Genomic DNA, 21492 nt, shown 5'->3' with positions numbered 1-21492 from the left:
ACGCGCCATATCTGACCCGGGGGTGGGAGGCCCTTAGGATGAAACATTTGTTCCTGACGACAGCCTTGGTCTGTGCGGTGCCCATGGGGCTTTCCGCCCAGGAGGTGACCATCAAGATGGGCCATGCGGCCTCGTCCAAGCACATCTTCCAGCAGGGGCTGGAGATCTTTGCCGACAAGGTGGCCGAGAAGACCGGCGGCAACGTGGCCGTCGAGGTCTATGGCGACCGCCAGCTGGGCGATGACAAGCAATTGCTCGAAGGGCTGCAGATCGGGCTGATCGACGGCGCGCTGGTTTCGGCCCCGACCCTGCCGCTGGTTCTGGGCGCGGGCGGCTTCGACGCGCTGCAGCTGCCCTTTGTCGTGCAGAGCTATGACCAGCTGGCCGGGGTGCTGACCTCTGATCTGGGCGACGAGTTGCTGGCCTCGCTGGATGACAGCGGCATCAAGGGCCTGGGTTATGTCGAGGCCGGTCAGCGCCATTTCCTGTCGGCCGAGGTGCCGGTCAGCGAAACCGCGCAATTCGCCGGGCTGAAGACGCGTATCGTGCCGATCCCGCTGCACAAGGCGATCTGGGAGGCCATCGGCGTCAACCCGATCGGCATGGCCTATGGCGAGGTCTACTCGGCGCTGGAAACCGGCACGATCGACGCGGTCGAGATCAACCTGTCGTCGATCCAGTCCGAAAGCCTTTATGACGCGGCCACCCAGGTGACGCTGACGGGCCAGTATTTCTGGCCGGGCGTGATCATGCTGTCGGGCATGACCTGGGACAAGCTGAGCGACGATGACAAGGCGGCGCTGATCGAGGCCGGGCACGAGACGACGGCCGAGGCCTATGCCCTGGCCGCGGCCCAGGAGGCCGACACGATCACCTTCCTCGAAGGCCATGGCGTGACAATCAACCGGCTGGCCGACCTGGACGCGATGCAGGCCCTGACCGCGCCGGTGGTCGAGGAATGGCAGGGCAAGGACCCGCTGGTCGCCCGCTTTGTCGATGCCTTCGGGGCCGGGGACTGAGCGATGGCAACCAATGTCTACCGCTGGGACAGCCTGCCCAGGGAACAGGTGCGCGCGGGTGTCTCGCGCACGGCCTTCCGGGGCGATGGCGCGCTGATGGTGATGAACTGGCTGGAACCGGGGATGGAGAAGAAACCCCATTCCCACCCGTTCGAACAGCTGGCCTATATCCTGGCCGGCCGGGTCCGGTTCGAGATCGGCGACGATGTCGTCGAGGTCGGCGCGGGCGAAGTCGTGCGCATCCCGCCCGACGTGGTGCATTGCGGCGAGGCGCTTGGGACCGAGACGGCCGTGAACCTCGATGTCTTTGCCCCGCCGCGCGACGATTACCTGCACCTGACGGCCTACCAGGAGCCCGATTTCCAGGACGCCTGATGCCCCCGCCCGGCGGTGCCGCCGCCGGGCCGGACGTGACCAGCCAACCGGGCCCCCGGGCGGACGGCCGACAGGACCGCCGCAGGGGCCGCCAAGACGACCCATGACCGGATCACCCCGCCCCGCCCGCGATGCCTTCGCCGGGCGATCGGGCAGGGTGTGACCGGCGGACAGGAGACCATCAATGACAGCCATGACCACCCGGTCGATCCAGCGCCCGTTCCGCATCGCGTTGCGCGGCCTGCTGGTGACGCTGGTCGGGGCGCTTCTGACCATCATGATCATCCAGATCGTGCTGCGATACGGGTTCAACGCTTCGCTGCTCTGGGCCGAGGAGGTCTGTCGCTACATGCTGATCTGGCTGGCCTTCCTGGCCGTGCCCCTGGCCTTTGAACGCGGCGAGGTGGCCTCGCTGACCTTTCTGTCGGCCCGTCTGCCCCGGGTGCCCGCGCTGGTGCTGGCCTGCGTGACCACGGGGCTGTCGCTGCTGCTGTGCCTGCTGCTGGTCTGGTATGGCTGGCGCTTTGCCGAGATGGCCGGGCGCGCGGCGATCCCCGCGCTGCGCTTCATCCTCGAAGACCTCTTCGGCGACAACGCCCCGCCGACGCCCGGCACCTTCTGGGTCTATGTCGCCCTGCCCATCGGCATGGGCCTGCTGGCCCTGCGCTTTGCCGGCGACCTGGTGCTCTGTGCCCGGGCCATTCCCGGCGGCCAGACGCTGGAAGAGGTGCTGGACCGCGCCCGGTTGGAGATGGCCGAATGACGCTCTATCTCGCCGCCTTCGTCCTGTTCATGATCCTCGGCGTGCCCATCGCCTTTTCGCTGGGCCTGGCCTCGGTGGCCTATCTCTTCGTCAACGATCAATGGCAGCTGATGATCGGCTTCCCGCAGAAGATGATCGCCGGGATCGACAGCTTTGTGCTGCTGACCATTCCCTTCTTCATCCTGGCCGGCAACCTGATGAACTCGGCCGACCTGACCCGCCAGATCGTACGCTTTGCCCAGATGCTGGTCGGCCGGGTCAAGGGCGGGCTGGCCGTGGTCAACGTCCTGTCGTCGATGATGTTTTCGGGGGTGTCGGGTGCGGCCACGGCCGAGGCCTCGGCCATCGGTTCGGTCATGATCCCGGCCGTGGAAAAGGACGGCTACAAGGCCGAATATGCCGCCGCCCTGGTGGCCACCGGCTCGATCCTGGGACCGCTGGTGCCGCCGTCGCTGTCGTTGATCCTCTATGGCGTGCTGACCGGCACCTCGATCTCGGACCTGTTCCTGGCCGGCATCGTCCCCGCCTTCCTGCTGTGCGGCCTGCTGATCCTCTACGCGCTCTGGCGCGCCCGGGTCGAAGACCACCCGCTGCCCGCGCCGGTGCCCGCATCGGAACGCGCGGGCCTGGCGGTCAAGGCGCTGCCGGCGCTGTTCCTGCCCGTGATCATCGTGGGCGGCATCCGCACCGGGGTCTTCACCCCGACCGAAGCCGCCGCCGTGGCCGCGCTTTACGCGCTGATCATCGGCGGGCTGCTCTATCGCACGCTGGGCGGGTCCAAGATCGCCCGGGCCTTCTATGACACGGCGACCATGACGGCCGGGGTCATGCTGATCGTGGCCATGGCCTCGATGACGGCCTTCATCCTGGGAATCGAGAACATCCCGCGGGCCATTGCCGCGGCCATGCAGGCGATCAGCGAACGGCCCTGGGTGCTGATCCTGATGCTCAACCTCGTGCTGCTGCTGCTGGGCCTGTTCCTGGAACCGCTGGCCGCGCTGGTGCTGGCCATGCCGATCCTCAACCAGGTCTTTCCGCTCCTGGACATCAGCTCGGTCCAGTTCGGGGTGATGGTCGTGCTGAACCTGATGATCGGCATGATCACCCCGCCGGTCGGCCTGTGCCTGTTCATCGTCGCGGCCATCGGCAAGCAGCCGCTGGAAAAGGTCGCCCGGGCGATCCTGCCGATGATCGGCATCTGCCTGCTGGTCCTGCTGGCCGTGGCCTTCGTGCCGTTCCTCACCCTGTCGCTGCCCGCGCTGCTCGGAGGCTGATCCATGTCGGACATCACCAATTCCAACACCACCAACCAATCGACCGTCGCGGCCTTTGCCATTCTCGAAGAGATGGCCGCCCGGGGCGAGCCCAGCCGGGTGACCGACCTGGCCAAGGCCCTGGGCATGCCCCGGGCCCGGGTCTATCGCTACCTGCACACGCTGGTCTCGCTGGGCTACGTGCGCCAGGACCCGGCGACCGAGCGCTACCGGCTGACGCTCAAGCTGTTCCACCTGGGCCAGGCCATTGCCGACGGCACCCAGCTGACCTCGGCCGCCCGGCCGGTCATGGCCGCCCTGCGCGACCGGATCGGCCAGACCGTGACGCTGTCGATCCCCGAGGAAACCGGCATGCGCGTGATCGACATCGTGCGGGTGGAAACGCCGGTGCAGATCGTCACCCGGCCGGGGGCCATCCTGCCGCTGCATACCTCGGCCCAGGGCAAGGTGGCCCTGGCCTGGGGCGGCCCCGGCTACCGGGCGGCGCTGGAGACCGCGCTGGCGGCCCTGGCGCCCGGTGACCGGCCGGACCCGGACTGGCTGGAAGACCAGATCGCCCATGCCCGGCAGGCCGGCTGGGCGGTCGCCCCCGAAGAGACCCTGCGCGGCGTCAATGCCGTCGCCGCGCCGATCTTCGACATCGAGGGCCGTTTCACCGCGACGATCACCATCGTCGGGTCGGTCCAGGACATCAAACCGGAACCGGCGGAGGTCTTTGTCGACGCCGCCACTGGCGCGGCGCGGGAAATCTCGGCCGAGCTTGGATGCATGGAGTACCCCCTATGACCAGATATTCGCTTGCCATCGACATCGGCGGCACCTTTACCGATGCCGTGCTGCTGGCCTCTGACGGGCAGAGCTATGTCGACAAGACCCTGACCACGCACAACAACCTGCTCGAAGGCTTCTTTCGCGGCGTCGACCTGGTGACCGGCCGGGCCGGCATCCGGCCGCAGGACGTGGACGACGTGGTGGTCCATGCGACCACCGTGGTGACCAATGCGCTGATCGAACGCAAGGGGCCGCCGGTCGCGCTCTTGCTGACCGAAGGCTTCCGCGACGTGCTCTATATCCGCGAGGAGCACCGCTATGACATGTACGATCCGCAGATCGAATTCGCCGAGCCGCTGATCCCCTCCGAGCGGACCTTTACGCTCAAGGAACGGGTCTTTGCCGATGGCAGCGTGGGCACGCCCGTCGAGGCCGACGAGGTGCGCGCGGTCATCGCGCAATGCCGCGAGAAGGGCATCGTGTCGGTCGCCGTCTGCTTCCTGAATTCCTACCGCAACGGGGTGAACGAGGAAGCCGTGCGCAAGATCTTCGAGGAGGAAGCGCCTGATATCTACGTTTCGCTCTCCAGCGTGATCGCGCCCCAGATGCGCGAATACCTGCGGGCCTCCACCGTGGCGATCAACGCCTATACCGTGCCGATCACCCGGCCCTACCTGACCGCGCTGATCGCCGAGCTGAAGGACCGCGGCTTCCGGCAGCAGCCGCTGATCATGCTGTCGAACGGCGGGGTGATCGGGGCCGAACGGGCATCGACGATCCCGGTGCGGATGATCGAAAGCGGCCCGGCGGCGGGCGCGCTGGTGGCCTGCTATTTCAGCCGGATCTTCGACATTCCCGACCTGATTTCCTTTGACATGGGTGGCACCACGGCCAAGGCCTGCATGGTGCAGAACCACGAGCCGCTGGTCACCGGCACCTTCGAAGTCGACCGCCGTTACCGGTTCAAGCCGGGCTCGGGCATGCCGATCACCGTGCCGTCGATCGACATGATCGAGATCGGGGCAGGGGGTGGGTCCATCGCCTCGGTCAACGACCTGGGCCTGCTCAAGATCGGCCCGGAAAGCGCCGGGTCCATGCCTGGCCCCGTCTGTTACGGGCGCGGCGGCACCGACCCCTGCGTGACCGATGCCGACCTCGTTCTTGGCATCCTCAATGCCGACCGCTTCCTCGGCGGCGACATGGAGCTGAACCTGGCGGGGGCCGAGCAGGCATTCGACGAGCTGGGCCGGGCGCTGAACCTGCCCCGCAACCAGGCCGCTTGGGGGGTCTTTGAAGTGGTCTGCGAACAGATGGCCGCCGCCACCCGGACCCATGCCACCGAACGCGGCATCGATTACCGGGGCCTGCCGCTGCTGGCCTTTGGCGGGGCCGGGCCGGTGCATGCCTGCATGGTCGCCGAGCTGACCGAAAGCCCCAAGGTGATCTATCCGCCGCTGGCTTCGGTGCTCTCGGCCTTCGGCACGCTGGTCACGCCCGTGCAGATCGACCTGGTGCGCAGCCATGTCACCACGCTGGACGCGCTGGATTGGGATGCCGTCGACGGTGTGCTGGGCGCGATGATCGCCGAAGGCGCCACGGCCCTGGGTGAGGCCGGTATCCGCGAGGAGGAATTCACCTTCAGCTTCGCCGCCGAGATGCGCTATCTCGGCCAGCAATCCGAAGTGCGCATCGACCTGGCCGCCGACCCGCGCGAGGGCCGCAGCACCGACGAGATCATGCAGCTCTTCGAGGTGGAATATCACCGCCAGTACGGGCTGAAACTCGATGGCATGAAGGTCGAGGTCGTCAACTGGCTGGTCACCGCTTCTGGCAGCCAGCCCAACCGCGCCGCCGTGCGCCCTGCCGACCTGTCGGCCCGGGTGCAGGAAAGCCGGCCCGTCCACATCAAGGGCGAGGCCCGCGACGTTGCCGTCTGGCAGCGCGCGGCAATCACCGAAGACGATTGCATCGCCGGCCCGGTGATCATCGAGGAACGCGAAACCACGATCTTTGTCCTGGAGGGCTGGGAGGTCACCCGCCACGAAAGCGGCAGCCTCGTGGCCGCAAAACGCGTCAGCCCCCAAACCCCCGCGCGCGCATCCGCCGCCGCCGAAGCCGAAAAGGAAACCAATTGATGGATGGCGTCGAACTTCAGATCCTCTGGTCCAACCTCATCGGGATCGTCAGCGAACAGGCCCGCGCGCTCCAGCGCATCGCCTTCAGCCCCATCGTCCGCGAGGCGGGCGACCTGGCCAACGGCCTCTTCGACGAAAACGCCCGCATGGTGGCCCAGGCCGTGACCGGCACGCCCGGCCATATCAACTCGCTGGCCGCGGCCGCCCGCAACCTGCTGGACGGCACCGATATCGACAAGCTGCAGCCGGGCGACGTGCTGATCACCAATGACCCCTGGATGTCGGCCGGGCATTTCTTTGACATCACGGTGCTCTCGCCGATCTTCCGGGGCCAGCGCATCATCGGCTATGCCGGCTCGACCATCCACCATTCGGATATCGGCGGCTATGGCATCGGCTCGGGCGCGCGGGACATCCACGAGGAAGGCCTCTGGATCCCGACGATGAAGCTCTACGAGGCCGGCCGGCCCAACGAGACGCTCTTCCAGATCATCCGCCGGAACGTCCGCACGCCCGACGCGCTGATGGGTGATCTGGGCGCGCAGGTGTCGTCGGGCATCATTGCCTCGGACCGGCTGAATGCGCTTTGCGACCGCTACGGGCTGGATGACATCTCGGCGCTGTCCGAAGAGATCATCGCGCGGTCGGAAAAGGCCACCCGCGATGCGATCCGCAAGCTGCCGGGCGGCACCTATCACGGTGCCTCGCAATTCGATGTGCCGGGTGGCGAGACGATCACGCTGCAGACCGCCGTGACCGTGGACAGCGACAAGGGCGAGATCACCATCGATTTCGAAGGCTCCTCCGGGCCGTCCTCGATGGGGATCAACGTGGTGCCGGCCTATACCCATGCCTATGCCACTTTCGCCGTGCGCTCCTCGCTGAACCCGGACCTGCCCAACAACGCCGGCAGCCTCGCGCCGATCAAGCTGAAGCTGCCCGAGGACTGCGTGGTGAATGCCAAGTATCCCTCGCCGGTCAATGCCCGCCATGTCGTGGGCATGTACGTGCCCTTCCCGATCCTCAAGGCGCTGGCCCAGGTGGTGCCCGACAGCGTGGTGGCCGAAGGCTCGGGCGCGGTCTGGACGATCCAGATCCAGGGCAAGGACAAGGCGGGCAAGCCCTTCACCTCGTCGATGTTCAACTATTCCGGGGGCATGGGCGCACGGGCGACCAAGCCGGGGATCTCGGCGGTGTGTTATCCCACGGGTGTGTCGGCCGTGCCGGTCGAAGTGCTGGAGGCCACCTATCCCATCGCCTTCACCTGCAAGGAGCTGGAGCACGGCACCGGCGGGGCGGGCAAGTATCCCGGCGGCGATGGCCAGCGGATCGGCTATCGCATGCGCACCGGGCGCAGCTGGCTCTTGAACACCATTCCGTCACGCCTGACGGCCGGTCCCGAGGGCCTGCTGGGCGGGGGCGATGGCGCGGCGGGGGTCTTTCGCATCAATGGCGAGGATGTCACCGATACGCGCAAGCGCGAGATGCAGCCCGAAGACGAGGTCTTCATGATCACGCCCGGCGGCGGCGGATACGGGGCGGCGGTGTGAGCTATCGCGCGGCCTTTGCCCGGCGCCTTCGGGCGCGCGAGGGGATGGCCGGCACCTTCATCAAGTCCGCCGATCCGGCGGTGGTGGAGGTGCTGGGCCTGGCGGGGCTGGATTTTGCCATTCTCGATGCCGAGCATGTCGGCATCGACCGGGCCGGGATCGCGGCGATGATGGTCGCCTCGCGGGCCGCGGGCCTGCCCGTGCTGGTGCGCATCCCGCAGCTGGACGGCCATTGGATCGCCACGGCGCTGGATGCGGGGGCGGCCGGCATCATGGCTCCGCAGGTGCCTGATGCCGCGACGGCCACGCGGCTGGCCGCGCGGATGCGCTATGGCCCCGGGGGGCGGGGCTTTTCGCCGTCGACCCCCGGGGCCGGATACGGCAGCCGGGGGATCGCCGCGCATCTTGCGGCCGGGGCCGGCGAAAGCGTCCTAGTCTGCCAGATCGAGGATCCGGGCGCGGTGGCCCATGCGGAGGAGATCGCTGAGGTGGAGGGGGTCGACGGGCTGCTTGTCGGGCCGGTCGACCTGGCCGTGTCGGCGGGCTTCACCTCGGCCGCCGAGCCGGAGGTCGCGCGGATGACCCGCGCGGTGCTTGGGGCGGCGGGCCGGGCGGGCAAGGCGGGCGGGCTGTTCCTAGGTCAGCCGGGGCAGGCCCCGGGCTGGCAGGCGGATGGGGCCAACCTGTTCGTGCTGGGCACCGACCAGGGCTATGTCCTGAACGGTGCGCGCCAGGCGCTGGCCGAGATGCGGGGCGGTTAAGCCCCGCTGACCCCGGGGGCGCGTGTTCGGCGCAAGGCGCTCAGCGCGCGCCGGGCACGGGCAGGCCGCTCAGCCGGGCCACGCATTCCGCCGTGTTGCGCACGCCCAGCTTGTCGAAGAGCCGGCCCCGGTGTGCCTCGACCGTGCGGGGCGAGATGCCCAGGGCTTCGGCGATCTGCTTGCTGGTCCGGCCTTCGGTCATCAGCATGGCCACCTGCCGTTCGCGGCGGGTGAGGTCGACGATGGGCCGGGCGTCGGAGATGTCGATCATCGTCCAGACCGCCCGGGCGAAGGGGCTTGTCCGGTCTTGCGACCGGCCGCGCACGGAACACCAGAAGCGGCTGCCGTCGCGGCGTTTCATGATGCGTTCGTCATGGTAGCTGCCGCTGCGCTGCATCTCGGCCAGGCCGATCTCGCCGATGCGGCGGTATTCCTCGTCGGAGGGATAGAGCAGCGACAGGGACCGGCCTTCCAGCACGCCGGGGCGATAGCCGAAGATCGCGGCGAATTGCGGGTTGCAGGCCAGGATCGTGCGGTCACGGGTCACCGCCAGCCCGACCGGGGCCAGGTCGAAGGCCAGCGAGATGTGCTCGGACGGATCTGTCATGGCGTGGCGTGTCCCCTGGTGGCCCCTGCGCGGGGCCGGGACCAGCATTGAAGACCGCGCGTTGCGGGGTCAATGGGTGGGGATCAATGGGGGGCGCTCGGGTCGCAAGGGACCGCCCGGCCCGTCAAGTCAATTCCCGTCAGATCGTCAGACCAGACCCATCAGCAGCGGGATCAGCACCAGGATGGCCAGGCCGATGGTCTGGACGGCCATCATCAGGATGGCCGGGCCGCCCACATCGGTCAGCCGGGCCAGCGAGGTCTTCATGCCCACGGCCGCCACGGCGGTGACCAGCAGGGCGCGCGACAGGGTCGAGGCCGGTTCCAGCACGAAGCCCGGCACGACATGGAAGGAATTGAGCGCGGCGAGCACCAGGAAGATGGCCACGAAGCCGGGCAGCAGCGGCGGGCGCTTGCCTCCGACGTCGGCATTGCGCCGCAGGACCAGCGCGCCGATCAGCACGACAGGCGCCAGCAGGGTGACCCGGATCAGCTTGACCACGGTGGCGATGTCGCCGGTCTCGTCCGACACCGAATAGCCCGCGCCGACAACCTGGGCCACGTCGTGGATCGTGCCGCCCAGGAACAGGCCGGTCAGGTGCTGGTCCAGGCCCAGCGACTGGGCGATGATCGGGTAGACGATCATCGCCACGGTCGAGAAGGCAGTGACCGAGATGACGGTGAAGGACAGGTCGCGCTCGGAGGTCTCGCGCTGGGGCAGGACCGAGGAAATGGCCATGGCCGCCGAGGCGCCGCAGATGGCCACGGAGCCGCCGGTCAGGAAGCCAAAGGCCTTGTCGCGGCCCATCAGCCGGGCCAGCAGGATCGAGGCCAGGATGGTCACGGCGATGCAACCGGCGATGATCAGCACGAAGCCCCAGCCGATCTGGCGGACCATGTCCAGCGAGACCCGCAGGCCCAGGAGCGCCACGCCGATGCGCAGCAGGCCCTTTGCCGCAAAGGCGATGCCGGGACCGGTGGTTTCGTGTTCGGACAGGAAATGGAAGGGGATGCCCAGCAGGATGGCCATCAGCATGACCGGCGCGCCGTAATGGTTGGACAGGAACTGGGCGGCCATGGCCACGATCACCGCCAGTGCCGCTCCCGGGCCCAGCAGCCGGGCCCTGTCGATCAGGCGGCGGGGGTCGGAAAGGGCTGTGGTCAGGTCGCTCAATGCTCTGTCCTCGTCTGGCAAACGTCTTGGGGCGCGGCTCGGGATGCGTCGGTTCGGTGGCGGATGCCGCAGGGGCCGGCGCGGGGCGGGCCTTGGCGCCGTCATCGGGGCCGGTTCTTGGAAGAGGCCGGGGCGGGGCGGGCCCGCCCGGGCCTTGCGGTGTGTGGCGGACCCGTCCTGGTCCGCCGGTCAGCCTGCGGCCCCGCGTCAGGCCCGGTCGCCCGGGCCGGGGGTGACCGCCAGGCCGATCACTGGATGTCGGCGGCGTGCTCGGCGTCCAGCTCTTCGGTGGCATCGGCCACGGCGCTCTGCATGGCGTCAAAGATCTGCTGGCCGCCGTCGACATTGGCCGTGAACCATTCATAGACCGGCTGGGCGGCCTCGGCGAAGGCCTGCTTTTCCTCGGGCGTGGGCACGTAGAGATCCCCGCCGCCCTCGACGAATTCCTGGTAGGCCGGGATCGACTTGCGCTTGGGCGAGGCAAAGGTGGCCTGCTGCAGCTGGTAGAACCCGTCGACAACCACCCGGCGCATGTCCTCGGGCAGGGCCAGGAAGGTGTCGTTCGACATCCACCACAGCGCGCCCATGTAGGCATGGCCGTCCAGGGTGACATATTGCAGGCCGGCCTCGGGGAATTTCATCGACATGATGTCGGTGATGCCGTTCTTGGTGCCTTCGACCACGCCGGTCTGCAGCGAGGTGAACAGTTCCGGCCACGGGATCGGCGTCGGCGCGGCGCCCAGGGCGCGGACCAGTTCCTGGGGCAGGTCGGCCACGACGGTGCGGATCTTCATGCCCTTGAGGTCGTCGGGGGTCTGGACCCGCTGCTTGGTGTTGGCAAAGTTGCGCCAGCCGCCGGTGTTGCCGATGGTCATCAGCCGGATCATGCCGCCGGAATCCTCAAGCGCCATGGCCCGCATCGTGCGGGTGAAATCGCCGGCCAGCACCTTTTCGGCGATGCGGTCGTCCTGCATCAGGTAGGGCAGGTCCAGCACCTGGACATAGGGGAACAGCCCGGCCGCGCCGCCCGAGGTCGAGATGTAGACATCGATCGATCCGTCGGCCACGCCCTGCAGGCATTCGGCGCCGTTGGAACACAGCTGCGTGCCCATGTAGATCTCGACGCCGATGGCGCCGTTCGACGCGCTTTCGACATAGGACTTGAAGACCTGCAGGCCGTCGTAATCCTCGTCGTTCTCGTTGGAATTGGCGACGGCGCGGATGGTGTAATCCTGGGCCATGGCCGGCAGGGCAAAGCCGGCGATGGTGGCCAGCGTCGCGGCGGCCGTGAGTGTCTTCCTGAGCATCATAGTGGTCCTCCCGTTGAGCTTGGAATTCATCAGTTCGCGAACCCGGTCAGGCGCGGGATCGTCATGGAAATGGCGGGGAAATAGGTGATCAGGAAGATCACCGCGATTTCGACCGCCAGGAAAGGCAGGATGGCCCGGGCGATGGTCGTCACCCGTTCGCCCGACACGGCCGAGGCGACGAACAGCACCAGCCCCATGGGTGGCGTGGCCAGGCCGACGGTCAGGTTGACGCACATGATGATGGCGAAATGCACGCTGTCGACGCCCATGCCGGTGAACACCGGGCCCAGGATCGGGCCGAGGATGATGATCGCCGGGCCGGCATCCAGGAACATGCCCACGGCAAACAGCAGCAGGTTGATCAGGAACAGCAGCAGCAGCGGGTTCTCGGTCAGCGACAGGATGGAATCGGCCATGGTCTGCGGCGCATGCGACAGCGACACGACGGTCTTGAACGACATCGCCGCCCCGACCAGCAGCAGCACGACGGCCGAGGTCAGCCCGGCCCGGCCCAGCACGTCGGGCAGGTCGGACAGGCGCATGGTGCGCAGGACGAAGAGGCTGATGAACAGGGCATAGAACACGGCCACGGCCGCGGCTTCGGTCGGGGTGAAGACCCCGGCCAGGATACCGCCCAGGATGATCACCGGGGTCATCAGCGGGAAGAAGGCCTTGAGGCTGGCCTCGCCCCGTTCGCCCCAGCTGTAGCGGCGCGAGGCCACGGGGAAATCGTAGCGGTTGGCCATGACCTTGATCAGCAGCATCAGCCCGACACCGACCAGGATGCCCGGGACCAGCCCGGCCAGGAACAGCGCGGCGACGCTTTCGCCCATGACATAGGCATAGATGATCATGATGCCCGACGGCGGGATGATCGGCCCGATGACCGAGCTGGCCGCGGTGATGGCGGCGGCGAACCGGCGGGTATAGCCCTGTTTCTCCATCGCCGGGATCAGCATCGACCCAAGCGCCGAGGTATCGGCCACGGCCGAACCCGACAGGCCGGCAAACAGCATCGACGACATCACGTTCACATGGGCCAGGCCTCCGCGCAGGTGGCCCATGAAGGCCTGGCTGAATTCGACCAGCCGATGGGTGATGCCCCCGCGGTTCATGATCTCGCCGGCCAGCATGAAGAACGGGATGGCCATCAGCGGAAAGCTGTCCATGCCGTTGTAGAGATTGCGGTAGAGCAGGGTGATGTCGCGTTCCTGGCCGTTGAGGAACAGCAGGATGCCCGGCGCGGCCAGCAGGCCGAAAAAGACCGGCAGGCCGATCATCAGGAATACCAGGAAGAGCGGAAGGAACCAGATCAGCATGTCATTCGGGCCCCTGCATCTTGGTCTGCGGCCCGGCCTGGGGCACCAGGTCGAGCGCGCGGTCGGACATCAGCTCGGCGATGTTGCGCAGGATCAGCTCGATGTTGACGAGGATCAGCAGGCCCATGCCGACAACCAGCGAGGCCATCATCCAGCTGCGCGGCACGCGGTACCAGCTGCTGAAATCCCAGGACGTGGGCACGTAGAGCGAGGCCGAGGCAAAGCGTCCGCCCAGCCCGGTGACTTCCTTCCAGCCGATCTGGACGGCAATGACCAGCACGACCAGGCTGACCATCAGCAGCACCAGGTTCAACGCGCTGGCCGCCCGGCGGGGCAGGGCCTTGGGCAGCACGTCGATGGCCACGAAACCGCCGCGGCGAAAGGCCATGGGGGCCATCAGCCCGGTCATCCACAGCATGCAGAACCGGGCGGCCTCGTCGGGCCAGGGCAGGGCGTTGCCCAGCACGTAGCGGCAGAACACCTGAACCAGCGTCACGGCGACCATGACGGCAATGGCCAGGATGCCGATCGCCCGGCCGATGGCCAGCAGGTGATCGTTGACCCAGGACAGGGGCCGGATCAGCCCGTCGAATAGCATCATGTTCTCCCCCCTTTCGTGCACGGGCCGGCGTCTTCCCCCGGGATGACGGCCCGCGTCAGGTCTTGTGGTCCCGGTGGCCCGGGTGGTCCGTGTCGGCTGTCGCCTCCGGGTGGCCGATATGCGCGACCTTGCCCCGGAAGAAGGCCAGCGGCTCGCCCTGGTGGACGGTGGCATGGCGCACGTGCCCCACGACGATGGCATGGTCGCCGGCATCATGCACCGCGTGGCGGTGACAGTCGAACCGGGCGAGGCAATGATCGAGCACGGGCACGCCATCGGCGTTCAGGCCCAGGTCCATCCCGGCCAGCGCCGCGCCGTTGCCGGCCACGGCCCAGGCCAGGTCGCGCTGATCGGCGGCCAGCACGTGGATGGCGAAATGCTCGGCCCCGGCAAAGACCGCAAAGCGGCTGGAGGCCCGGGCCGGCGACCACAGCACCAGCGGCGGGTCCATCGACACCGAGGAAAAGCTGTTGGCCGTGATGGCCAGGCAGCCTTGCGGGCCGGCGGCCGTGACGATGGTCACGCCGGTGGCAAAATGGCCGAACGCATCGCGCAGCGCCCGCCCGTCGGCCGGGTCGGGCACAAAGCGGTGCGGCTGGGCCATCTGCATCAGGCGACCTCGCGGCCGAGCGCGGCCTCGTAGAGCTGGAACCATTGCACCCGGCTGAGCGAGACCTTGGCCGCGTCCGAGATCCGGGCGATGCGGTCCAGAGAATTGGTGCCCAGCACCGGCAGGATGCAGGCCGGGTGGCGCAGCAGGAAGGCCACGGCAACGGCGGACCGGTCGACGCCGAACTCGGCGGCCAGGGCATCCATCCGCGCGGTCAGCGCGGTGTCGGCCGTCATCAGGCTGCCGCCGCCCAGGGGCGACCAGGCCATGACCGGATCGTCCTTGCGCTGGTGATAGGACAGGTCGCCGTCGGTGAAGGGCTCGACCCGGGCCAGCGAGATCTCGATCTGGTTGGTGGCGAGCCTGGTCGACATGGCGCTTTGCAGCAGCTTGACGTCCCAGGGCCGGAAGTTCGACACGCCGGCCGCGCGGATCTTGCCGGCCTTGACCAGGTCATCCAGCGCGGCGCCGGTCTCGGCATGGTCCATCAGCGGATCGGGGCGGTGGATCAGCAGCAGGTCGATGTAATCGGTGCCCAGGTCGCGCAGGGAATTGTCGACCGAAGCCTCGATATGCGCCCGCGAAGTGTCGTAATGCTTGACCGCAACGTCGGCATATTTGCCGCAGGGCGCGACGATGTCGCACTTGGTCACGATCTCGACCTTCTGGCGCAGGGCCGGATCGGCCTTGAACGCCTGGCCCAGGATCGCTTCGGCCGTGTAATCGCCGTAGATGTCGGCCTGGTCCAGCGTGGTGATGCCCTGGTCCAGGCAGGCGTCGATCTTGGCCCGCACATGGGCGGCCGACGTGTCGGCATCGTCACCGACCCGCCACATGCCGTAGACCAGCCGCGAAAAGCTCAGCCCGTCGGCCATGGTCACGCGGTCGAGGGGGGAAGCGGTCGTCTTGTCCATCACCTGGTCCATCAGCGGCGGTCTCCTGCGCCCAGGGGCGTCTGCGGAAGGGTTTCGGGTACGCGGCCCCAGGCCTGGTTCAGCTGGCAGGTCTTCAGCTGGGGCAGCACGCGGGTGCCGAAATGATCGGCCTCGTCGATATGCGGATAGCCCGACAGGACAAAGGCCCGGATGCCCATGTTGCGCAGCTCTTCGAGCTTGGTCAGCACCTGGTCGGTCGATCCCACGATCGCCGCGCCACAGCCCGACCGGGCCCGGCCGATGCCGGTCCAGAGGTTGGGCTCGATATAGCCTTCCAGGTCGGCCAGCTCGCGGTTGCGCGCCTGGTGGCTGACGCCCAGGCTGGTAGCGTCCAGCGCCCGTTCGCGGATCGCCTGGCCCAGCTCGTCATCCAGCTTGGACGCGATGTAGCGGGCATAATCCTTGGCTTCGGCCTCGGTGTCGCGCACGATGACATGGGAACGGAACCCGTAATCCAGCGTCCGGCCATAGCGTTCGGCCGCGGCATTGGCCGCCTTCATGCGCCCGGCGATGTCCTCGGTCTTTTCCGGCCACATCAGGTAGACGTCGCAATGCTGGCCGCACAGGTCCAGCGCGGCGGGCGAATAGCCGCCGAAATACAGCATCGGCCCGCCGGTCTGGTAGGGCCGGGCCGGATCGGTGGTCAGGCCGGCAAAGTTGTAGACCTCGCCTTCGTAATTGATCTCGTCGCGGTTCCAGGCCTGCTTGAGGATCTCGACCACCTCGCGCGAGCGCTGGTAGCGGAATTCGCTCTCGGCCTTCTCGCCGGGGAAATCCGACGAGATGATGTTCACCGTCAGCCGGCCCTGCAGCATGTGATCCAGCGTCGCGATGGTGCGGGCCAGCATGATCGGCTGCATCTCGCCGCAGCGCACGGCGGCCAGCAGGTTGATCGTGTCGGTGATCGGCGCGCAGCCGGCGACGAAGCTCAGGGTGTCCTGGCCGACCTGGTAGGACGACGGGCACAGGATGTTGCCGAAACCCCGGGCCTCGGCCGTTTTCACGATGTCCGAGCAATGCGCCCAGGACGAGCGCAGATCGCCGTCGGGCACGCCCAGGAACTGGTAGTCATCCGAGCAGAGCGCCGCGAACCAGGCCACCTCGACCGCGTCGAGATCGGCGGATGTAACGGGTACGATCGTCATGTCTTCCTCCCACGAGCCTTCCGAACTTTCCCTTTCACTACCCCTGTCCTTGATGTAGATCAATGGTGTATCAATTTTTTCGCGACGCAGCATCCGCAGGAGGAGGCGGAGACATGCAGGACAGCAAGAGGACGGCCGCCAACCGGCCCGACGCGCTGCCGATCTACATGCAGATCAGCGAATTGGTGATCCGTGACATTGCCGCCGGCCGGCTGGTCGACGGCCAGAAACTGCCGCCCGAACGCGACTTTGCCAGGGCCCATGGCACGACCGTGCGCACCCTGCGCAAGGCCTTGCTGGAGCTTGAGAAAAAGGGCCTGCTGGAACGCCGGCAGGGCTCGGGCAACTACATCCGCGCGCAAGGCGCCGTCGATTCGGTCTATTCGATGTTCCGGCTGGAACATGCCCAGGGCGGCGGCGGTCTGCCCACGGCCGACATCCTGTCGCATGACTACCTCGACAAGGATGCGCGCCAGCCCGCCTATGGCCTGTCGGCCCAGGGCACGCGGTTCCGCCGGCTGCGCTATCTCGACGATGCGGTCATCGCGGTCGAAGAGATCTGGCTGGACGGCGGGGCCGGCCAGGTGCCGCGCGACCTGGTGCAGGATTCGCTTTACCTGACCTATCGCCGGGCGCTGCAATTGTGGATCACCCGGGCCGAGGACCGCGTGGGCATCGGCCCGGTGCCCGACTGGGCGCCGGCGGCTTTTGCGCTGCGGCCGGGCACGACCACGGCCTATATCGAACGGCTGTCCTGGGCGCAGGGCGCCGAGGCGGTCGAGTTTTCCCGTACCTGGTACGACACCGAAAAGGCGCTGTACGTGCAGCGCCTCATCTGAAGGGGGAGCCTTCCCAATGACCACCGAAACGCTGGCGCACAGCGACACCCGGACCATCACCTATGGCATCATCGGCTGCGGCATGATGGGCCAGGAGCACTTGCGCAACATCGCCCTGCTGGACAACACGGCGGTCGGCGCGATCTTTGAGCCCGATGCCGAGATGCGTGCCCACGCCCGCCAGTTCGCCCCCGACGCGCAATTCGTAGACTCGGTCGAAGCCCTGCTGGATCTGGACGAGATCGACTGCCTGCTGATCGCCAGCCCCAACTTCCGCCATGTCGAACAGCTGCAGGCCGTGGCCGCGAAACGCCCGCTGCCGGTGCTGGTCGAAAAGCCGCTGTTCACCGACCCGGCCCATGCCGCGGCCATTGATGCCTTTGCCGCCGATTACCCGGCCCAGGTCTGGGTGGCGATGGAGTATCGCTACATGCCGCCGGTGGCCAAGCTGCTGGAAGAGGCAGAGGCGGCGACCGGCGGGGTCAAGATGCTGACCATCCGCGAACACCGGTTCCCCTTCCTGGAAAAGGTCGGCGACTGGAACCGGTTCAACCGCTACACCGGGGGCACCTTTGTCGAGAAATGCTGCCATTTCTTCGACCTGATGCGCCTGACGCTGGGCTCGGACCCGGTGCGCGTCATGGCCATGGGCGGCCAGGCGGCCAACCACCTGGACGAACGCTATGAAGGCGAGATGCCCGACATCTTCGACCATGGCTACGTGATCGTCGAATTTGCCAGCGGCGTGCGCGCGATGCTGGAGCTGTGCATGTTCGCCGAGGGCGCGCGGTACCAGGAAGAGATCTCGGCCGTGGGGCCGAAGGGCAAGATCGAGGCGCTGGTGCCCGGGCCCGGCCGGTTCTGGCCGACCCACCTGGGCGCCGCGCCGGTGCCGCAGGTCATCGTGTCGCCGCGCGATCCCAAGGGGCCCGAGATCCGCGAGATCCCGGTCGATCCGACGATCCTGGAAGCGGGCGATCACAACGGGTCGACCTTCTACCAGCACCGGGGCTTTCTCGAAATGGTGCGCGGCGAGCGCGCGGCGCCGGATGTGTCGCTGCAGGACGGCAAATGGGCCGTGCTGATGGGCATCGCCGCGCAGCGGTCGATGACCGAAGGCCGCGCGATCGACATCAGCGAACTGGCCTGATCGGCCTTGGACTGCCCCCGGGGGTGGCTGCGCCTCGGGGCCGGGACGAGGTGCCCGAGGCCGGCGTCATCGCCGGCCTCGGCGCTGACCGGAACGCCGGCCACGCCCTGAACGCCGGCCCGGTCCCGAACATCAGGCCCCGAGCACCGGCGCCCTTCTGGAGGACCTGCCGGTCTCCCGGCCCCGCGCGTGTTCAGCGCGCCAGAACGGCGCGCATGACCCGGTCGAGGTCTCCCGCCGGGTCGGCCGACATGCCGGTGGCCCGCCAGCAGACATGGTGGTCGGGCCGGACCAGCAGGCAGCCGCTGTCGGGGATCTCGGACACCCGGGCCCAATCGCCGCTGTGGTCGGCATGGGCACGGCGCGGGCCGATGACATGGGCCGCAATCTCGACCCCCAGCGCCCCGGCCACTTCGGCCGCGGCCTCGGCCCAGGCCTCGCCGCCCAGCCCGGTCAGCAGGGTGAACCGGCCATGGCCGCACAGATCCAGCGTCGAGACCTCGGCGCCGGTGTCCTGGCGATAGAGCCAGGCATGGGGCAGCCGCGCGCCGGGCCAGGTGGTGGGCTGGTAATGCAGGTCGGCATCCAGCTGGAAGGCCGGTTCGATCTGGCCGTCGGTGACGATGGCCTCCGAGCGATATCGCTGGTTCATCTCGACGCCATGGGCGTCGAACTCGTATTTCTTGAAGGCAATGGCCTTGCGGATCGCCTCGCGCTGCGCCTCGGCCTCGGGCGTGCCTCCGGCGCGGGCTTCGAGGTTGGTCTGCATGTCCTCGGGGCTGACCCCTTCGGCCATGCCCAGGGCGGCAAAGATCGGGCCGGTCTCGGCGATCGACTGGTTGGCCCGGGTCACGATCTGGCGGGCGACCGGCGCGCGTTCGGCATCATAGCTGTCCAGCAACCCGGCCCCGGCCTTGCCCTGCAGCACCATGGCCAGTTTCCAGGCCAGGTTGAACGCATCCTGGATCGAGGTGTTGGACCCCAGCCCGTTCGACGGCGGGTGGCGGTGGATCGCGTCGCCCATGCAGAACACCCGGCCATTGGCCGTGCGCGTGGCGAAATAGTTGTTCACCGTCCAGGTGTTGGCCGACAGCAGCTCGATCTCCAGCTCGGGATCGCCGATCAGCTGGCGGGCCACGTTGGTGGCCATCTCGGGCGTGACCTCGGGCTCGGGCGCGTCGATGTCATAGCCCCAGACGATCAGCCATTCGTTCCACGGCCGCACCATGCGCACCAGCCCCATGCCGATGCCCCCGACATCGGCGCCGGGCTGCATCACCCAGTAAAGCACCGAGGGCCGGTGGGCGACATAGCGCGACAGGTCGGCCCGGAACAGGATATTCATCGACCCGCCGACGCCCATCTTGCCCTCGAAGGGCAGGCCGGCATGTTCGGCCACAAGCGACTTGCCGCCATCCGCGCCCACCAGGTAGCGCGAGCGCACGGTGAATTCCCGGCCCGTCAGCCGGTCGAGGCAGGTTGTCGTCACGCCGTCGGCATCCTGTTCGTGGCGCAGGTATTCCGTCGACATGCGCGCCTGGGTGCCCCGCGAACAGGCGGTCTTGAACAGCAGCGGTTCCATGTAGGTCTGGGGCAGGTCGTTCATCTGCGTGGGCGAGGACATCAGGTGCTCGGCCTTCGACAGCGGATGGTTGCCCCAGGCCTTCATCCGCCCGATCTCTTCGCCGGCCAGGCTTTCGCAGAAGATGTTCTCGCCCATCAGGTCCTGGTGGGTGGCGAACATGTAGGCCTCGTCCTCGACGTCGCGGCCGAGGTCGCGCAGCACCTCCATCGCGCGCTGGTTGGTGATATGGGCGCGCGGCGTGTTGGCCAGCCAGCGGTAGCGGTTCACCACCATGTTGTCGATGCCATAGGTCGACAGTAGCGCCGCCGTGGCCGAACCGGCGGGGCCGGTCCCGATGATCAGAACCTCGGTCGTGATGTCAGCCATTGTGATCCTCCCTTGAAATCGTCGATCCGCGGCACGGCGCGCTTGGCCGGCCCGGGCAAGTGTCTGTGGGGCTTTGGGGCCGGTGGCCCCGGCCGGTCATCAGCCGGCGGGCGGCGCGCCGTCCCAGGCGTTCTGCAACAGCGCGCGGATGGCCTCGCGGGTGACCGGACGCGGGTTCCAGTAGGGGTTGGCCACGGCCAGATCGGCCGCCCGGTCCAGGTCGGCCTCGGCCAGGCCGAGATCGCGCAGGGCCAGCGGCGCGCCCATCCGCCCGGCAAAGTCCCACAGGCCCGTGCCCGGATCGGCCCCGTCGAACAGCGCGCCCAGCGGGGCCAGCAGCTCGGGCACGGCCCGGGCGTTGAAGGCGATGGCATGGGGCAGCATGATGGCATGGGTCTGGGCATGGGGCAGGTCGAACGACCCGCCCAGGGTGTGGCAGAGCTTGTGATGCAGGGCCATGCCCACCTGGCCCAGGACGGTGCCGCAGAGCCACGCGCCGTAAAGCGTTTCGCCACGGGCGGCCAGGTCGCCGGGGGCCTGCAGCACCCCGGGCAGGGCATCGCGGAAAGCCCGCAGCCCCTCGACGGCCATCAGCGACGAGATCGGCGAGCGGTCGCGGGCATAGAGCCCTTCGGCCGCGTGGGCCATGGCGTTCAGCGCCGAGGTCACCGTCATGTCGACGGGCAGCGTGGCGACCAGCTCGGCATCGTAGAGGATGACCTCGGGCTGAACGGCGGGATCGGTCAGCGTGGTCTTGGCGCCGTCCTCGGTCTGGCCCAGGATGGCCGTGGCCTCGGACCCGGCATAGGTCGTGGGCACGACGATCTGCGGCAGGTCGGTGCGCAGGGCGATGGCCTTGCCCAGCCCGATGGTCGATCCGCCGCCCACGGCGATCACCACGTCGGCCTCCAGCTTGCGGGCCAGTGCCGTCGCCTCTTCGGAAATGGCCACCGGCGTGTGCATCGCCGCCCCGGTGAACCGGCCGACGGCCCGGGCGCCGCAATAACCGGCGATCTCGTCGGCCAGCCCGGCCTGTTGCGGCGTGGTCAGGATCAGCGCCCGGCTGGCGCCCAGCCCGTCCAGCTCCTCGGCCACGGCCCGGCGCAGGCCGGCCCCGAAACGCACCCGCACGGCCGCGCTGCGCGCCGTGAACTCCTGGCGGAAAAATGACATCGCTCTCCTCCCTCGATGCGGTCGGGGCGAC

General features: G+C 68.0%; 20 protein-coding genes. 10 read left to right on the top strand and 10 right to left on the bottom strand.

The features are described from left to right. Nucleotides 1-38 precede the first annotated feature (38 nt). The 8 genes from ACK3BB_RS23405 to ACK3BB_RS23370 all read left to right on the top strand — a co-directional run bounded on the left by ACK3BB_RS23405 (nt 39) and on the right by ACK3BB_RS23370 (nt 8648). Nucleotides 39-1019, top strand: coding sequence for a TRAP transporter substrate-binding protein (locus ACK3BB_RS23405; RefSeq protein WP_428929095.1), 981 nt, complete (start codon nt 39-41; stop codon nt 1017-1019). A 3-nt stretch (nt 1020-1022) separates the two neighbouring features. After that, complete coding sequence (locus tag ACK3BB_RS23400; protein WP_428929094.1) at nt 1023-1394, top strand: cupin domain-containing protein; 372 nt, start codon at nt 1023-1025, stop codon at nt 1392-1394. Between the two features lie 184 nt (nt 1395-1578). After that, nucleotides 1579-2157, top strand: coding sequence for a TRAP transporter small permease (locus tag ACK3BB_RS23395; protein ID WP_428929093.1), 579 nt, complete (start codon nt 1579-1581; stop codon nt 2155-2157). Continuing rightward, the gene (locus ACK3BB_RS23390) at nt 2154-3431 is read left to right on the top strand and encodes a TRAP transporter large permease (protein WP_428929092.1); all 1278 of its coding nucleotides are present in this window, start codon (nt 2154-2156) and stop codon (nt 3429-3431) included. The genes ACK3BB_RS23395 and ACK3BB_RS23390 overlap by 4 nt, the downstream gene beginning before the upstream one ends. Before the next feature lie 3 nt (nt 3432-3434). Beyond that, the gene (locus ACK3BB_RS23385) at nt 3435-4217 is read left to right on the top strand and encodes an IclR family transcriptional regulator (RefSeq protein ID WP_428929091.1); all 783 of its coding nucleotides are present in this window, start codon (nt 3435-3437) and stop codon (nt 4215-4217) included. Continuing rightward, nucleotides 4214-6337: a hydantoinase/oxoprolinase family protein gene (locus tag ACK3BB_RS23380; RefSeq protein WP_428929090.1), complete on the top strand. Its 2124-nt coding sequence runs from the start codon at nt 4214-4216 to the stop codon at nt 6335-6337. The genes ACK3BB_RS23385 and ACK3BB_RS23380 overlap by 4 nt, the downstream gene beginning before the upstream one ends. Then, complete coding sequence (locus tag ACK3BB_RS23375) at nt 6337-7887, top strand: hydantoinase B/oxoprolinase family protein (protein ID WP_428929089.1); 1551 nt, start codon at nt 6337-6339, stop codon at nt 7885-7887. Before ACK3BB_RS23380 ends, ACK3BB_RS23375 begins: the two co-directional genes overlap by 1 nt. Then, nucleotides 7884-8648 carry an HpcH/HpaI aldolase family protein gene (locus ACK3BB_RS23370; protein ID WP_428929088.1) on the top strand — a complete coding sequence of 255 codons (765 nt, stop codon included), beginning with the start codon at nt 7884-7886 and terminating at the stop codon, nt 8646-8648. The genes ACK3BB_RS23375 and ACK3BB_RS23370 overlap by 4 nt, the downstream gene beginning before the upstream one ends. A 40-nt stretch (nt 8649-8688) precedes the next feature. Here ACK3BB_RS23370 and ACK3BB_RS23365 read toward each other — a convergent pair whose 3' ends face one another. From ACK3BB_RS23365 to ACK3BB_RS23330, 8 genes are all read right to left on the bottom strand, one after another. Next, on the bottom strand, nt 8689-9255 hold the full coding sequence (locus tag ACK3BB_RS23365) for a LuxR C-terminal-related transcriptional regulator (protein WP_428929087.1): 567 nt from the start codon (nt 9253-9255) through the stop codon (nt 8689-8691). A 147-nt stretch (nt 9256-9402) separates the two neighbouring features. Next, nucleotides 9403-10419, bottom strand: a complete 1017-nt coding sequence (locus tag ACK3BB_RS23360) for a YeiH family protein (RefSeq protein WP_428929259.1) — start codon at nt 10417-10419, stop codon at nt 9403-9405. 257 nt (nt 10420-10676) lie between these two features. Further along, nucleotides 10677-11735 carry a TRAP transporter substrate-binding protein DctP gene (gene dctP, locus ACK3BB_RS23355; protein ID WP_428929086.1) on the bottom strand — a complete coding sequence of 353 codons (1059 nt, stop codon included), beginning with the start codon at nt 11733-11735 and terminating at the stop codon, nt 10677-10679. Between the two features lie 32 nt (nt 11736-11767). Next, nucleotides 11768-13057 (bottom strand): TRAP transporter large permease, encoded by a 1290-nt coding sequence (locus ACK3BB_RS23350; protein WP_428929085.1) that lies wholly within the window; start codon nt 13055-13057, stop codon nt 11768-11770. A 1-nt stretch (nt 13058) separates the two neighbouring features. Next, nucleotides 13059-13658, bottom strand: coding sequence for a TRAP transporter small permease (locus ACK3BB_RS23345; RefSeq protein WP_428929084.1), 600 nt, complete (start codon nt 13656-13658; stop codon nt 13059-13061). A gap of 55 nt (nt 13659-13713) precedes the next feature. Then, entirely contained in the window at nt 13714-14268 is a 555-nt protein-coding gene (locus ACK3BB_RS23340) for a flavin reductase family protein (RefSeq protein WP_428929083.1), read from the bottom strand. After that, on the bottom strand, nt 14268-15194 hold the full coding sequence (locus ACK3BB_RS23335; RefSeq protein WP_428929082.1) for an aldo/keto reductase: 927 nt from the start codon (nt 15192-15194) through the stop codon (nt 14268-14270). The genes ACK3BB_RS23340 and ACK3BB_RS23335 overlap by 1 nt, the downstream gene beginning before the upstream one ends. Then, nucleotides 15194-16348 (bottom strand): LLM class flavin-dependent oxidoreductase, encoded by a 1155-nt coding sequence (locus ACK3BB_RS23330; protein ID WP_428929081.1) that lies wholly within the window; start codon nt 16346-16348, stop codon nt 15194-15196. The genes ACK3BB_RS23335 and ACK3BB_RS23330 overlap by 1 nt, the downstream gene beginning before the upstream one ends. Before the next feature lie 113 nt (nt 16349-16461). On the opposite strand from ACK3BB_RS23330, the gene ACK3BB_RS23325 reads away from it, so the two are divergent. Then, on the top strand, nt 16462-17187 hold the full coding sequence (locus ACK3BB_RS23325) for a GntR family transcriptional regulator (RefSeq protein ID WP_428929080.1): 726 nt from the start codon (nt 16462-16464) through the stop codon (nt 17185-17187). A gap of 16 nt (nt 17188-17203) precedes the next feature. Next, nucleotides 17204-18337, top strand: a complete 1134-nt coding sequence (locus tag ACK3BB_RS23320; protein ID WP_428929079.1) for a Gfo/Idh/MocA family protein — start codon at nt 17204-17206, stop codon at nt 18335-18337. Nucleotides 18338-18530: 193 nt separating this feature from the next. On the opposite strand, the gene ACK3BB_RS23315 is transcribed toward ACK3BB_RS23320, so the two are convergent. After that, the gene (locus tag ACK3BB_RS23315; RefSeq protein ID WP_428929078.1) at nt 18531-20288 is read right to left on the bottom strand and encodes an FAD-dependent oxidoreductase; all 1758 of its coding nucleotides are present in this window, start codon (nt 20286-20288) and stop codon (nt 18531-18533) included. A 99-nt stretch (nt 20289-20387) separates the two neighbouring features. Beyond that, on the bottom strand, nt 20388-21461 hold the full coding sequence (locus tag ACK3BB_RS23310; protein WP_428929077.1) for a maleylacetate reductase: 1074 nt from the start codon (nt 21459-21461) through the stop codon (nt 20388-20390). Nucleotides 21462-21492 lie beyond the last annotated feature (31 nt).

This window comes from Marinibacterium sp. SX1 (assembly GCF_050389775.1).
Classification (GTDB): domain Bacteria; phylum Pseudomonadota; class Alphaproteobacteria; order Rhodobacterales; family Rhodobacteraceae; genus Marinibacterium.
Note: the sequence above shows the minus strand (reverse complement) of the source record. Positions and strands in the feature narration are given on the sequence as shown.